Source organism: Streptomyces sp. NPDC093252 (assembly GCF_040683675.1).
Lineage (GTDB): Bacteria > Actinomycetota > Actinomycetes > Streptomycetales > Streptomycetaceae > Streptomyces.
Genome location: NZ_JBFBEM010000006.1, coordinates 224,131 through 237,541, shown reverse-complemented (window position 1 = coordinate 237,541; position 13,411 = coordinate 224,131). Strand labels below are relative to the sequence as shown.

14 protein-coding genes are annotated in these 13,411 nt (G+C 70.9%); 4 read left to right on the top strand and 10 right to left on the bottom strand.

Annotated elements, in window-relative coordinates; translation table 11 throughout:
* Positions 1-32 precede the first annotated feature (32 nt).
* Positions 33-809: a nucleotidyltransferase domain-containing protein gene (locus AB0O01_RS15010; RefSeq protein WP_365313447.1), complete on the bottom strand. Its 777-nt coding sequence runs from the start codon at positions 807-809 to the stop codon at positions 33-35.
* 142 nt (positions 810-951) lie between these two features.
* Here AB0O01_RS15010 and AB0O01_RS15005 point away from each other — a divergent pair, with 142 nt between their 5' ends.
* The gene (locus AB0O01_RS15005) at positions 952-1,161 is read left to right on the top strand and encodes a hypothetical protein (RefSeq protein WP_365313446.1); all 210 of its coding nucleotides are present in this window, start codon (positions 952-954) and stop codon (positions 1,159-1,161) included.
* Between the two features lie 265 nt (positions 1,162-1,426).
* Here AB0O01_RS15005 and AB0O01_RS15000 read toward each other — a convergent pair whose 3' ends face one another.
* Both AB0O01_RS15000 and AB0O01_RS14995 read right to left on the bottom strand, forming a co-directional pair.
* On the bottom strand, positions 1,427-2,875 hold the full coding sequence (locus AB0O01_RS15000) for a YfcC family protein (protein WP_365313764.1): 1,449 nt from the start codon (positions 2,873-2,875) through the stop codon (positions 1,427-1,429).
* Between the two features lie 272 nt (positions 2,876-3,147).
* Complete coding sequence (locus AB0O01_RS14995; RefSeq protein WP_365313444.1) at positions 3,148-4,575, bottom strand: M20/M25/M40 family metallo-hydrolase; 1,428 nt, start codon at positions 4,573-4,575, stop codon at positions 3,148-3,150.
* A 524-nt stretch (positions 4,576-5,099) separates the two neighbouring features.
* On the opposite strand from AB0O01_RS14995, the gene AB0O01_RS14990 reads away from it, so the two are divergent.
* On the top strand, positions 5,100-5,762 hold the full coding sequence (locus tag AB0O01_RS14990) for a S4 domain-containing protein (RefSeq protein WP_365313762.1): 663 nt from the start codon (positions 5,100-5,102) through the stop codon (positions 5,760-5,762).
* Between the two features lie 159 nt (positions 5,763-5,921).
* Here the strand turns inward: AB0O01_RS14990 and AB0O01_RS14985 are convergent, their stop codons facing one another.
* From AB0O01_RS14985 to AB0O01_RS14970, 4 genes are all read right to left on the bottom strand, one after another.
* The gene (locus tag AB0O01_RS14985) at positions 5,922-6,446 is read right to left on the bottom strand and encodes a DoxX family protein (protein ID WP_365313442.1); all 525 of its coding nucleotides are present in this window, start codon (positions 6,444-6,446) and stop codon (positions 5,922-5,924) included.
* A gap of 224 nt (positions 6,447-6,670) precedes the next feature.
* Complete coding sequence (locus AB0O01_RS14980) at positions 6,671-7,219, bottom strand: DUF1062 domain-containing protein (RefSeq protein WP_365313440.1); 549 nt, start codon at positions 7,217-7,219, stop codon at positions 6,671-6,673.
* 267 nt (positions 7,220-7,486) lie between these two features.
* Positions 7,487-8,194, bottom strand: coding sequence for a methyltransferase domain-containing protein (locus tag AB0O01_RS14975; protein WP_365313438.1), 708 nt, complete (start codon positions 8,192-8,194; stop codon positions 7,487-7,489).
* A 206-nt stretch (positions 8,195-8,400) separates the two neighbouring features.
* Positions 8,401-9,324 (bottom strand): acyltransferase domain-containing protein, encoded by a 924-nt coding sequence (locus AB0O01_RS14970; protein WP_365313436.1) that lies wholly within the window; start codon positions 9,322-9,324, stop codon positions 8,401-8,403.
* Between the two features lie 50 nt (positions 9,325-9,374).
* Here AB0O01_RS14970 and AB0O01_RS14965 point away from each other — a divergent pair, with 50 nt between their 5' ends.
* Positions 9,375-9,647 (top strand): DUF6343 family protein, encoded by a 273-nt coding sequence (locus AB0O01_RS14965; protein ID WP_365313434.1) that lies wholly within the window; start codon positions 9,375-9,377, stop codon positions 9,645-9,647.
* 154 nt (positions 9,648-9,801) lie between these two features.
* On the opposite strand, the gene AB0O01_RS14960 is transcribed toward AB0O01_RS14965, so the two are convergent.
* From AB0O01_RS14960 to AB0O01_RS14950, 3 genes are all read right to left on the bottom strand, one after another.
* The gene (locus AB0O01_RS14960; RefSeq protein ID WP_365313432.1) at positions 9,802-10,182 is read right to left on the bottom strand and encodes a tetratricopeptide repeat protein; all 381 of its coding nucleotides are present in this window, start codon (positions 10,180-10,182) and stop codon (positions 9,802-9,804) included.
* Positions 10,183-10,273: 91 nt separating this feature from the next.
* Positions 10,274-10,903, bottom strand: coding sequence for a dephospho-CoA kinase (gene coaE / locus AB0O01_RS14955; protein WP_365313430.1), 630 nt, complete (start codon positions 10,901-10,903; stop codon positions 10,274-10,276).
* A gap of 126 nt (positions 10,904-11,029) precedes the next feature.
* Positions 11,030-11,968 carry a PAC2 family protein gene (locus AB0O01_RS14950; protein WP_365313428.1) on the bottom strand — a complete coding sequence of 313 codons (939 nt, stop codon included), beginning with the start codon at positions 11,966-11,968 and terminating at the stop codon, positions 11,030-11,032.
* A gap of 283 nt (positions 11,969-12,251) precedes the next feature.
* Between AB0O01_RS14950 and AB0O01_RS14945 the strand changes: the two genes are divergently transcribed.
* Positions 12,252-13,298 (top strand): right-handed parallel beta-helix repeat-containing protein, encoded by a 1,047-nt coding sequence (locus AB0O01_RS14945; protein ID WP_365313426.1) that lies wholly within the window; start codon positions 12,252-12,254, stop codon positions 13,296-13,298.
* The last annotated feature ends 113 nt before the right edge of the window (positions 13,299-13,411 follow it).

Genomic DNA, 13,411 nt, shown 5'->3' with positions numbered 1-13,411 from the left:
CGGGACGGGACGGGGCGGGACGGGGCGGGGCCCTACGGGCGCCCCCCGACCGCGTCCCTGACGAGATCCTCGGCCTCGCCCACCGCCCGTTCCAGCGCGTCCGGATCGGCCGTCAGATTCCCGACGAGGACGTCGATGTGCGCGAGCCCGGCCCGTTCGACCAGCCCCTTCTCGTTCGTCACCCACACTCCGCGGCCCGCCAGTACGGCATGGGCGGTGTGGGTCGCGGCGACCGCCATCGCCCCGGCCACCTGGGTGACCGCGCCCTTGGGCGCATGGGCGGCCTTTGCATAGGCGAGGGTCGCGGCGGCCGTGCCGGACCAGCGTTCCCGCGCGGTCCGTCGCAGTGCCTGCGGATAGGCCCCGGGGCGCGGCAGTGTGCCCCGCAGGGCCCGGTTGACCGACAGTTCCGCCAGCAGCAGATACGTCGGGATCCCGGCCAGGTGGAAGAGGAGAGGTTCGATCTGGAAGTCGCCGGTCTCCGCCTCCGCCGCGACGCGGTCGACGGTGTCCAGGTCGCGGTAGTGGATGTCGACCCGGCGGCCGTCGATGGTCAGCCAGGCTCCGCCGTTGAAGACTCCGCCGCCCCAGGCGCCGATCTCGCAGACCTCGCCCTCCCAGCCGATGGCCCGCAGGTCGGCGGGGTCGAAGAGGCCCCGGTAGTAGACGGCCAGGTCCCAGTCGCTGTCGGGACGGTGGGTGCCCTGGGCACGGGAGCCGCCCAGGGCCACGGCCCGGACGGCGGGAAGGGCCGCGAGACGGTCGGCCGTACGGGCGAGAAAGGCTTCGTCACCGGAGGGGGCGGGCATGACGGGCTCCCGGGGAACGCGCGGGTGCCGAGCGACTGGTCCTGCGCATCGGCGCCCAGGGTGAGCGGTACCGGATCGGCACCCCGGGTGGGCCGTGGCAAACAGGCACCCAGGGTGGGCGGTACGCGGGATTCCGCATCCTATGCGGGCCTCCCCCTCCCCGCACCTGACATTCTCGTGCGCACACCACCCTCCCCGAGGCAGCATCGATCCGCCGGGATCCGCCGGGATCCGCCGGGATTCACCAAATCTGCGGGAGCAACTCGTCGCCTTCGGCAGTGATCTGCCGCATGTGGTGCCGACCGAGGTGTACGTGGTGGGCGCCGATCCGGCGGTGCTCACCGCCGGGTGAGAGGTCGTCCGGGCATCCGGGCATCCGGGCTTCCGGGCTGAGTTCGTTCCGGCCCGCACTCCTCGGCGCTCCTCGGTGTGACCGTGCTCGGATACCCCGGGCCAACTGGTGGAGATCGCCGCCATCGCCGTCGTACCCGAGGCGTCCTGACGGGGCGTTCCGGCAGGGCGTTCCGGCGACGCCCGGACGGACCGGCGGCGGGGGACGGCAGGTGTCCCGCGCACGGCAGCCCGCCTCCCGTCTGCCCGTCCACCCACCCACCCGGCTACGTCCAGACCGCCCCCAGTGCGACGAACACGCAGATCAGCACGAACAGGATCCCCAGCAGCGGTGTCACAAACCGCAGGTACTTGTTGTAGCCGACCTTCGCCAGGGCCACCCCGCCGATGGTGACCGCGGTGGTCGGAACCCACAGGTTCATCCAGCCGCTGGCCGACTGCCACGCGGTGACGACGACCGCGCGCGAGACACCCGCGAAGTCGGCGAGCGGGGCGAGGATCGGCATGGCGAGGGTGGCGTGGCCGGAGGTGGAGGGGATCAGGAAGGCCAGCGGGAGGTTCACCACGAACACCAGGATCGCGAAGACGCCGGACGAGGTGTCCTCGACCACGCCCTCGATGGAGTGCAGCACGGTGTCGGTGATCTCCGCGTTGTTCATGATCACGGTGACCCCGCGCGCCAGCACGATCACCAACGCCGGTGAGATGAAGTCCGCCGCGCCCTGCACGATCGTCGAGCTGAGCCTCTGCTCCCCCATCCGCGCCACCAGCCCCACCAGCACCGCCGCGCACAGGAACAGGGCGGCCAGTTCCGGGAAGGACCAGTCCAGCTCGAACCCGTACGGGGTCGCCTCCGCGTCGCCGGTCAGCGCGCTCGACCAGGGCACCACCGAGAAGATCATGAAGGCGAAGACCAGCACCATCACCGCCAGCACGGCCTTGTGCAGTCCCGTCAGCTCCGGCACGTCCTCGCTCGGCCGCTGGTCCCGGTCGCCCGGCAGGAATCCGGTGAGCGAACGCCCCGGGTCCCGCCGCACCCGGCGCGCGTACCGGATGACGTAGGCCATCGTCACCGCCGTCAGCACCACCCACATCACGAACCGCAGCACGATCCCGTCGCCCAGCGAGATGCCCGCCGCGGACGAGGCCACTCCGGTCGCGAAGGGGTTCACGGTCGAGCAGAGCACCCCGATCCCGGCGCCCAGGATGATCGTGCCGACGGCCACCATCCGGTCGTAGCCGAGCGCCAGCATCAGCGGCACGATCAGCCCGTAGAACCCGAGGGTCTCCTCGGCGAAGCCCTCGACCGTGCCGAGCACCGAGAACACCAGCATGATCCCGGCGATCAGCAGCGCCCCGCGGTCCCGCAGCCGGTGGGCGAGCCGGGCGATCCCCCGGTCCAGGGCGCCGGTCGCGAAAACGACCGTGATGAACGCCCCGATCGCCAGCACGAACAGAAACACCCCGGCCGCCCCGTACAGCTCACCGGCCAGATCCGGCCCGACCTTGCCGGTTCTCGGGTCCTGGATGCCGTACAGGCCGTTGACCGGGGAGAGAAAGAGATCGTTGAGCCGGTCCAGGAAGCTCAGCCCCGAGTCGACCCGGTGGTACGTGCCCTGGATGGGCGCGCCGGAACTGTCCCGGTCGTAGCGGCCGGACGGGATGAGGAACGCGAGCAGCCAGACCGCGATCGTGACGATGACCAGGATCGTCAGCGCGCTCGGGAAGGTGAACTTTCGGCGGGGTCCGGCGGGGTCCGTGGGGTCGGTGGGGGGCGGGGGGTCGGTGGGGGGCGGGGGGTCTGCGCCGGCTCCGCCGCCGTTGTCGTGCCGGGTGCGGGGCCGGTGCTGGGTGGGGGCCTGGTCGTCGGTGCCGGGGGCCTGGTCGTCGGTGCCGGTGTTGCTTCGGGTGCCGCCACTGTCGTCGCCGCGGTCGCCAACGTCATCGCCGGGGCCTGTGCCGGGACCGGGGCCGGGACCGGTGGGGGTCACCCGGCGGCCTCGGCCGTCCCGGGCTGGCCCGCATCCGGGCTCCCGCCACCGCCACCGTCCTCATCCCCGCCCCCGCCACCGCCCCCGCCCCGGAAGCCCTCCGCGTACCGCTCCACGAAGCCGCACATCGCCACCACCGTGTTCCGCAGTTCGGAGAAGAGCACCCGCTCATTCGGGGCGTGCAGATTGCACCGGCCGTCCTGCGCCCCGAAGAGCAGCACCTCGGCCTCCGGCGCGGCCTGCGCCAAACCGTTGACCAGCGGAATCGACCCGCCCGTCGCCACATACGACGTCTCACTCCCCCACGCCGCCGCCAGCGCCTCCCGCGCCGCCCGGTACGCGGGCCCGTCCGTCCGCGCCTCGTACCCGGGCCCGGTGTCCCCGGGCGTCACCGTCAACGGCACCCCGAACGGCCGCAGCGACCGCAGGTGCTCCACCAGCAGTTCCCGCGCCTCCCGGGGATCCTGCCGAGGATGGAACCGCAGATTCAGCTTGGCCCGCGCGTACGGTACGACGGCGGAGGCGGCGTGCTCGACGCCCGGCGCGTCCAGCCCGATCACGGTGATCGCCGGCCCGCTCCACAGCCGCTCGCCCAGACTCCCGCTCCCGATGAGCGGCACCCCGTCCACGACCCCCGCCAGTTCCCGGAACTCCTCCTCGGTGTACCCCGCCCCGGCCCAGTCGTCCCGGCGCAGCCCCTCCACCGCCACGTCCCCGTGCACATCGTGCAACGTCGCCAGCGCCTTGAGCAGGACCAGCAGCGCGTCCGGCGCCGCGCCCCCGAACTCGCCGCTGTGCCGCGGCTCGGTCAGCGTCCGCACCTCCACGACCACCTCGGCCGCTCCGCGCAGTCCGGTCGTCAGCGTCGGCGTACCCGGCCGGAGATTGCCGAGATCGGCGACCACCATCGCATCGCACGCGAACCGCTCCGGCTCGGTCGGCGGATAGCCGTCGAACGCGCTGCCGTACTCCTCCTGTCCCTCGAACACGATCTTCACCCCGACCGGCGGTCGCCCCTCGAACGCCCGCAGCATCCCCAGATGGGCGATCACATTCGCCTTGTCGTCCGCGATGCCGCGCGCTCTGAGCCCGCCCTCCACCGGGGTCGGCTCGAACGGCGGCGACAGCCACAGCGACTCGTCCCCCGGCGGCTGGACGTCGTAGTGCGAGTACAGCAGCACGATCGGCGCGTCCGGGTGCGGCGGCGGGATCTCGGCGAAGATCACCGGCGCGGTGCCGGGCAGCTCGATCCGGTCCACCCGGGCCACACCGATCTCCCGCAGCAGCTCGACCAGCAGATCGTGCGCCCGTTCGACCGGTTCCGCCGGGAACCCGGGAAACGCCACCGAGGGAATCGCCGCCAGCCGCTCCAGATCGGCCGTCAGCCCGTCCATCAGTCCGTCGACCTTGGCCACCACATCCACGCCGACTCCCTCACTCGCCCTCGAACGGTCCCCCGTCCAACACCCTCGACCGCCGCTCCGGCCCCCGCATCCGGGGTGGTCCGGCGGAGTGCCCACGACGCGGGGAACCCCGGGGACGAGGGGCATCGGTAGCGGGGGGCTGCCGTGCGGGAGAGTCTCGGTCACGGGATCCCACCGCGTGACAAGGCTCGGTGCCGGGTTCGCACCCCGCGAAAAGGGCTCTGGTCCCCCGCCCCTCGACCGTTAGGGTCACCTCCATGAGCCCTCGGTACCGCCGCCACCGTTCTTCGACGGACGCCACCGCCCCGGCCTCCGGCCCCGACGCCCCGGAGCGCCGCAACGGGACGGCGAGCACCGAGACCCCGAGCGCGGCCCTTCCGACCCTGGGGGGGGTCTCCGCCGTGTCTGACCTCGCCGACACCACCGGCTCGTACGGGCAGGGGGACACGGACCGTACGGGCGGAGCCGGGAGAAGCGGCGACCCCGACCGCCGCGACGACCAGAACCTCTCCAGCGGGCAACGCGTGCGGAACGGGCAACGCGAGCCGGACACGCGGGATGGACAGGACGGGCAGGATGGGCCCCGCGAGCAAAGCGGACCGGGCGGGCAGGACGAGCAGGACGGCCAGAACGGCGCCAGCCACCAGGACCGCCACCCCGACCGGACCGGACAGGGCGGGCAGGCCGGACAGGGCGGGCAGGGCGATCACCCCCACCCCACCGATCCCAAGCTCACCGCCGCCATCGCCGCCGCCGAAGCCGCCCGCCCCGCCACCGGCGAAACGGTACGCATCGATAGCTGGATCTGGGCCGTCCGGCTGATCAAGACCCGTTCCCTCGGTGCCACCGCCTGCAAGGGCGGCCACGTCCGGGTCAACGGCGAGCGCGTCAAGCCCGCTCACTCCGTCCGGATCGGCGACGAGGTGCGTCTGCGCCACGAAGGCCGGGAGCGGATCGTCATCGTCAAGCGCCTGATCCGCAAGCGCGTCGGCGCCCCGGTCGCCGTCCAGTGCTACGTCGACAACAGCCCGCCGCCCCCGCCCCGCGAGGCCGTCGCCCCCGCCGGTCTCCGCGACCGAGGCACCGGCCGCCCCACGAAGCGCGACCGCCGCGAACTCGAACGCCTACGCGCCCTGCGCGAGCAGGGCACCAACTTCGGCGACCCCAACCGCCACCGGGAACGATGACGAGCGAAGAGCCGCACCGCGCCTGCCGGACACGCGGGACACCGATCAGCACCCATTCCGTGCGGCGACACCCGGCGCTGAGACCGAGAACCCCGCGCTGAGACCGAGGGGGGGAGGGGCCCTCCCCCCCTCCCCCACCCCCTCACCCCTCCCAACCCCTCAAACCCCGCGACCCCCCACACCCACTACCCGCGCCAGCTCGCCATTCCGCCCTCTGTGCGCCCAGGCGATCAGACCCAGCGGCACAATGAGGATGAGCGGCGTCACCGCGTTCTCCCCGTTGAACTCGGCGAGCTGGACGACGAACGCGCCCACCATCAGCGCGCTCAGTCCCATGGCCGCCGCCGACTGAAGGACCGGGATCAACAGCCCTATCGCCCCGGCCAGTTCCAGCGCACCGATGGAGTACATTCCGGCGCTGCCCCAACCCATCTGGTCAAAGATCTCCACGGCCGAGGCATGGCCGATCAGCTTGGGCGACGCGCTGCCGATCGCGAAGAACAGCGCGAGCAGGATCTGAAGTGCCCGCAGGGCTATCCGGGCGCGGCGACCACGGGTGGTCGCCGACTCTCCGATGACCGGACGCCTCTCACCCGCGACCGTGGCGGCGGACCCGGTCGGCGCGACGGCGTGGGCCGAAGCGGCGGACGCCACGGAAGCGGTGGAACCGGTGGGCTTGGACATCTGGTTCTCCTATGTGAAGCGTGAAGTGATCCGTTCTTCAGTCACACAGGTAGACCCCGACCGCACCCCCAACTCATCGCTGCTCCACCTATTCATCTCCCTCATCTCCCTCATCTCCCTCACTTCCTTCCTCTCTCTCAATCGCACAGCACCCGAAGCGGCACCCACACCCGAGACGACCTCACCCCCGACCTCTCACCGCTGACGACCTCACCCCCGACCTCTCACCGCTTCAGCGTGAACCCGAAGTCCCCGGAGAGCTTGCCGCTCAGCCGGGCGGTCGAGACGAGCCGCCCGCCATCGATCAGCCGCTCGACCTCGGCCCGCGACAGTCCGCAACCGTCGGCGATCAGCCGCACCGGTCGGACCGGGATCCGCGCCGCGAAGCGGACCGAGATGTCGATCACCTCGCGGTCCAGGTGATCCGAACCGCCGGTGTCGAGGCGCCAGGCACCCTCCCAGTCGAGAGCGATGCGATTGCGGCGCTGGAGGTCCGGATCCTGAAGCAATTCCGCTGTCAGGCCAAGGTCGTTGGCATGCAGCCGGTCGAGCAGTTCGGGTCGTACGGTGCGCACCCGCACCCGCTCCAGGACCGTGAGTTTCGCGGTCTCCCCGCACCCGGTGCAGAGGACGAGGAGCCAGACGTCGATGAGCTTGTGGTGGGCGTTGACACGGAATTTTCCGGCGGCCCGGAAACGCTCGGAGGCGCAGGTGTGGCAACGGCGGAGAACTTGCGGCAGGCAGGTGGGCATGACCACCCAGTCTTGGAGCACAGAAGTACACCGGTTTCAGTGAGAAGTCCGCAGCAGAAAGGAGCGCGGCGCCGAGGCGCGACGCGCGACAGATCAGCTCTCAGGAGGTCTCACACGGTGTACAACGGCATGCCCTTCGCCAGACGACTCGGTCCGGCAGCACAGTAGGGGCGTTCGCCGGCCGTACTCCACTCATTTTCGACTTCAGCATGCGAAGCAACCAGCTCCCCCGCTCCCCCGCCCTACACCTCCACACCTCTACACCCCAAAGCCCTCACACCCGCCCTGCTACTCCCGAACAACTCTCCCCGTCTGCTCCCCCTCCCTCACCACCCGCACCCACATCCGGTCCTCCGTCAGATACTCGGCCACGCTCAGCCCGGCCTCCCCGAGCATCCCCTCGAACTGTTCCCGTGTCATGGGCCGTACCAGGAATGTCTGCGTCCAGATCGCGTCCGGGAACTCGTACTCGGCGTGGACGGAGTGCACTCCGTCGCCCACCGGCTCGGACGACCGGATCCGGGCGGTGAAGCCTTCGGGGTCGACCCGCTCGCGCGGCACATTGCTGTGGTAGTCCTCCCCTTCCCGCTGGATCAGCAGGGAGCCGCCCGGTGCCAGGTGCCGAAGGCAGGTGCTCAGCAGGCCCCGCCGGACTTCCTTGTCCCCGGTGTGCACCAGGAACGAGGCGAGCAGGACCACGTCGAATGTCTCGCCCGCGTCGAGCGACTCGATGGGGCTGCATATCGTGCGGGCGCCCCGGACGCGTTCGAGCATGGCGGGTGATTCGTCCACGGCGGTGACCGTGAAGCCGCGCTCCAGCAGCGGGTGGGTCATCCGGCCCACCCCGCTGCCCAGTTCCAGGATCCGCGCGCCCGCCGGAACGGCCGCGGCGATGATGTCGGGCTCCTTGCCGATCGGCAGCCGCGAGTACAGCTCGACCGCGCAGCCGTCCGGAGTGATCGCGCCGGGCCCGGTGCCTTCGTATCCCTCTCGCATTTCCAGCCTCATATCCGTCCAACGGGCCGCCCGGCACCCCCCGTTCCCACTCCCTCCACCTTCACTCGTACGAATGAACTACTCCCGAACGAACAACCAATCACCCACCCACCCACCCATCAACCAACCGAGCACCCAGCGACGAGCTCCCTCCCGTCTCTCTCCCCGTCACCGACCGGCTCCTCCCGGCCCGCGCAGCCCCCATGTCACCACCGCATCCACCCATGCCCCGTGTGCCAGTGTCCGCCCGACCGCAGATGATCCCCGACGGCCCGTTCCAGGGACGTGCGCCGGGGGAGGTCCTGGTGCGGCAGCTCCGGGTTGCCGAAGACGAACTGCACCGGATGGGAGTCGGACGGCTCGGTGTCCTCGCGGGTGAGGCTGAATCGTTCCTGGAAGCGGAGGATGTTGGAGTCGGGAGGGAGGTACTTCCGCAGTTGCCGGTCGAGCAGCCAGGAGTGGCAGAGCGCGCCGACGTACGGCTCCTCCGGGTAGTGCCGGGCGAAGAAGGCGCGGGCTCGGGCGATGGAACGGTCGCATCCGGCCGGGGACAGTGGCCCGCTGAAGTCGGGGATGTGGATGCTCAGGTAGAGCGCCCCGGGCGCGGCCTCGATGCCGGCTTCGGTGAGTGCCCGCGCGGTGACGTCGAGGAGCCGTGCCCGTTCGAACTGGAGTCGTCCGAGCTGGTACAGCTCGCCGCAGAAGTGGTGCCGGATCCACTCGGGGGCGTGCAGCCCGGCGTGCCCGTGGCGCCGGCGGTGGACCGCGAGGTTGCGGCCGAGGTCGGCGAGGGTGCGCCGGGAAATATCGTCCGGGATGCCGCGGGTGCGGTGGTAGGCGCGGGTGTGGGGCAGCGCGGCGACGAACGCGTACACGGCGAACAGCCGGCCCAGTTCCCGGGGGCCGTCCTCGACGCGGGCCAGGAATGCGCCGCCCGCGCTCGGCTCGGGATGGTCCCCGCCGACCAGTCCCATGCCCCGCGCGAGTTCCTCGACACACTCCTCCAGGAGCCGCATCGCCCCGGTGTCCGAGGTCAGGGTGCGGTGGCGGGCGACCAGCTCATTGATGTCCTCGTGGGGGATACCGAGGTCCAGGAGGACTTCGGGAAGATCGTCAACGTCCGGCAGCATGCGCGGACCCCCCGTCGGAGAGTACGTTGCAAGCAGGAACGGTGGTCCTGATGCCGATGCGTACGGGCAATGAACCTCGGACGGCGCGCAGTGCGCTGCGGGCCCGCCTCTGGCTGAGTGTGTGGGGTATGTTCTGGGCGATCTTCGGAACCGCCCTGTTCATTCTGACGGGACATCCCGGGTGGGCCGTCGCGTGCGGTGTCCTGTGGCTGGTGGTCACTGTCGACATGACCATGATCCTCCACCACATCCACCAGGGCCCGCACTACCAGCCCGGCCCGGATGTCCCCCCGTACGAGCCACCGAGCCACCACCGTACGTAACCGCCGCCGGATGGAGTTACGTAACCGCCGCCGGACGGAGTCCGGACCAACACCGCCCGCTCGCCCGCTGTGCACTCTGCGCAGCGGGCCGCAGGGCAGCGCGACCGCGGAGCCCTTCCCTCCCCCACCACCAGGTCCCCGCCCGCCCCGACCCTCACCCGTCGAAGCGCGCCGCCTTCAGGTACTCCGGGTTCGGGTCCAGCGCGGCGGCCAGCCGGAAGTGGCGTATGGCCTGATCCGGCCGCCCCTGTCGCTCGTAGGTGCGGGCGAGGGCGAAGTGCGCGTAGGCGTTGTCCGGCTCGCGTTCGAGGACGACCGTGAACTCCAGTTCGGCGGGGCGCAGTTGCGCGGCGGCGAAGAAGGCCCGTGCGCGGAGCAGCCGTGCGGCGGTGTTCTCGGGGTGCGCGGCGATGACGCGGTCCAGCAGTTTCACCGCGCCCCGCGGGTCCCGCGCGGTGAGCAGTTGCTCGGCGGCGCGGAAGTCGATGACATGCGTCTCCGGCGTTCTTCCGGGCGATCCGCTGGTTTCGGGCACGGCTGATTCCTTCCCTGATTAGCGGATTTCAACGCCCCTGAGGGGTGTCGCTATTCCTCCGTGGCCGGTGGGACCGGTGTTCCGGATTCCTCTACGGCCCCTGGACCGGGGCTCCGGGGGTGGTCGGCCGGGCTCTGCGCTCCAGTTCGTCCCAGACGTCCCGGACCCGGGTGCGGAGTTGCTCCAGGGGCACGTCGTTGTCGATGACGATGTCCGCGATCTTCAGGCGTTGTTCGCGGGTGGCCTGGGCCGCCATGCGTGCGCGGGCGTCCGCCTCGGTCATGCCGCGCAGCCGGATCAGCCGGTCGAGCTGGGTGGCGGGGTCGGTGTCGACGACGACGACCAGGTCGTAGAGCGGCGCGAGGGCGTTCTCCGCGAGCAGGGGGACGTCATGGACGACGACGGCGTTCTCGCCGACGGCCGATTCCAGCTCTCTGGAGCGGGTGCCGACGAGAGGGTGCACGATGGAGTTGAGGACGGCCAGCTTGGCGGGGTCGGCGAAGACGATGGAGCCGAGCCGGGGCCGGTCCAGGGTGCCGTCGGCGGTGAGTACGTCCGGGCCGAACGCCTCGACGACGGCGGCGAGTCCGGGCGTGCCCGGCGCGACGACCTCGCGGGCGATGCGGTCCGCGTCGATCAGGACGGCGCCGTACTCCACGAGCAGCCGTGACACCTCGCTCTTGCCGGCGCCGATGCCACCGGTCAGGCCCACTTTCAGCATGCCTCGCAGCTTACGGCCTGCCACTGACACCCGGTCCGTGACGTTCCGCGTCCGCCCGCTCACCCCAGAGCACTGAAGGACTCCGCGCCCCACCCTCTCCCGCGGACGCGGCCCCGGGGCGTACCGTCAGCCGTCGCCCTCCCGCTCCGCGAGGAATCGTTCGAACTCGCGCCCGATCTCGTCGGCGGACGGGATCTCCACCGGCTCGGCGAGCATGTTGCCGCGGCTCTCGGCGCCCGCGACGGCGTCGTACTGGTGCTCAAGGCCCTGGACGAGGGCGGTGAGTTCCTCGTCGCCCTCCTGGATCTGCCGGTCGATCTCGGTCTGGGTGCGGTGGGCGTCCGTGCGCAGGGAGTGGGCGATGCCGGGCAGGACGAGTCCCGTGGCGGCAGTGATGGCCTCCAGGGCGGTCAGGGCGGCGTCGGGGTAGGCGGAGCGCGCGATGTAGTGCGGTACGTGCGCGGCGACGCCGAGGACGTCGTGGCCGGCTTCCATGAGCCGGTACTCCAGGAGCGCTTCGGCGCTGCCGGGGACCTGGGCCTCCTCGAAGGGGCTGGGCTGCCCGGGGACCAGGTCGGCGCGGTTGCCGTGCGGGGTGAGGCCCACGGGGCGGGTGTGCGGGACGCCCATGGGGATGCCGTGGAAGTTGACCGAGAGGCGGACGCCGAGGCGTTCGACGACCTGGCGGACGGCGGCGGCGAAGCGCTCCCATTCCACGTCGGGCTCGGGGCCGGAGAGCAGCAGGAAGGGCGCTCCGGTGGCGTCCTGGACGATGCGGACCTCGATGGCGGGCTCTTCGTAGCCCGTCCAGCGGTCGCGGCGGAACGTCAGCAGGGGCCTGCGGGCGCGGTAGTCCACCAGTCTGTCGTGGTCGAAGCGGGCGACGACCTGGTGGGGCAGCGAGTCGAGGAGCCGATCGACGATCTGGTCGCCGGTCTCGCCCGCGTCGATGTATCCGTCGAAGTGGTAGAGCATGACAAGGCCGGCCGACTCCTGGGCGAGCGCCATGTCGACGACGGCCAGACCCTTCGGCTCCCACGTGTACAAATCCTGCGGATCAAGCACAGTGACCGCTCCTCCTTGTGTTCCCTCTTCTCAACGTGATGCGGAGCACGGGCATTCCCGCCCGCACCGCACTCCTCTTGACGCCCCGTCACCCCGCCCTTACGTTGCCGTGGATTCACCCGTTCACATTCCCACCCGAGATCCGCGTATGTGAACTTCATCCCGCCCAAGGGACGCCTCCACCTCGCCCAGGGCATGCACAGCGCAGCACAACAACGCATCACACCGCACCCCACACCACTCACGGACCACTCGCCCGACAGACAGGAAGGTCCAGGTCCCCATGCGCACACGCACGCCGCTCACCTCCCTGCTCGCCCTCACCACCGCGACCGGCGCTCTGCTGGCCACGGCCGGCCCGTCCCCGGCCGCCACCACCAACACCGCCCTCCCCGTTACAACCGCCGCCACCATCGCCACCACCGTCCCGGTCACCACCACCGACCCCGTCACCACCGCCGCGATCATCGACGTCTCGACCGCCGCACAGCTCAAGTCCGCCCTGACAACGGTCCGTCCGGGCGACACGATCCGCCTCGCGGACGGCACCTACACCGGCAACTTCAAGGCGCTGGTCCCGGGCACCTCGGGCGCCCGGATCTCCCTCACCGGTTCCGCTCGGGCCGTTCTGACCGCGGGCGGCGGCAATGGCCTCCATCTGAACGGCGCCTCGTACTGGACGGTCAGCGGGCTGACCATCACCGGCGGCCAGAAGGGCATCATGATCGACGCGGCGACCGGTGTCGTCGTGGACGGGGTGACGGTCCACAACCTCGACATGGAGGGCGTCCACTTCCGCACGTCGAGCACGGACGGCCTGATCAGGAACTCCTGGATCTACGACACCGGAAACAACGGCCGGGGCATGGGCGAGGGCGTCTATGTCGGCACGGCGAACACGCTCACCGACCGGAGCGATCGTGTCCAGATCCGTGACAACACCATCGGTCCGGACGTCGGCGGTGAGGCCATCGACATCAAGGAGGGCACCACGGGCGCGCAGATCGTCGGCAACACCTTCGACGGTCTCGGTCTGACCGGGGCCAACTACGACGACTCCTGGGTGGATGTGAAGGGCAATGACGTCCTGGTCGAGAACAACACCGGCCGGAACACCACGAACGACGGCTTCCAGACCCACAGCCAGCAGCCGGGCTGGGGCTGCGGCACGGTCTTCCGCAACAACCGGTCGACCCTGACCGGCGCCACCGGCTCCACCCAGTTGGCGATCAACGTCACCCACACCGCCGCCGACTGTAGAACGACGGTCCACAGCAGCAACACCGTCACCGGCGGCAAGGCGCTGACCAACATCCCCGTGACGCCGTGACCTGCGGCGTCGTCCCCGTCAAGCCCTCCGTCATGCCTTAGCGCCCCCTGCCCCTGGAGGGCGGCTCTCACGGCGCCTCACGGCACGCCAAAGGGTCCGTACCCCGGGGGGTA

Excerpts from the sequence above, each read along its gene's own strand:
- AB0O01_RS15005 (WP_365313446.1), top strand. The coding sequence starts at position 952 with ATGCGGGCCTCCCCCTCCCCGCACCTGACATTCTCGTGCGCACACCAC.
- AB0O01_RS14985 (WP_365313442.1), bottom strand. The coding sequence starts at position 6,446 with ATGTCCAAGCCCACCGGTTCCACCGCTTCCGTGGCGTCCGCCGCTTCG.
- AB0O01_RS14945 (WP_365313426.1), top strand. The coding sequence starts at position 12,252 with ATGCGCACACGCACGCCGCTCACCTCCCTGCTCGCCCTCACCACCGCG.
- coaE (WP_365313430.1), bottom strand. The coding sequence starts at position 10,903 with ATGCTGAAAGTGGGCCTGACCGGTGGCATCGGCGCCGGCAAGAGCGAG.
- AB0O01_RS14965 (WP_365313434.1), top strand. The coding sequence starts at position 9,375 with ATGCCGATGCGTACGGGCAATGAACCTCGGACGGCGCGCAGTGCGCTG.
- AB0O01_RS14975 (WP_365313438.1), bottom strand. The coding sequence starts at position 8,194 with ATGCGAGAGGGATACGAAGGCACCGGGCCCGGCGCGATCACTCCGGAC.
- AB0O01_RS15010 (WP_365313447.1), bottom strand. The coding sequence starts at position 809 with ATGCCCGCCCCCTCCGGTGACGAAGCCTTTCTCGCCCGTACGGCCGAC.
- AB0O01_RS14970 (WP_365313436.1), bottom strand. The coding sequence starts at position 9,324 with ATGCTGCCGGACGTTGACGATCTTCCCGAAGTCCTCCTGGACCTCGGT.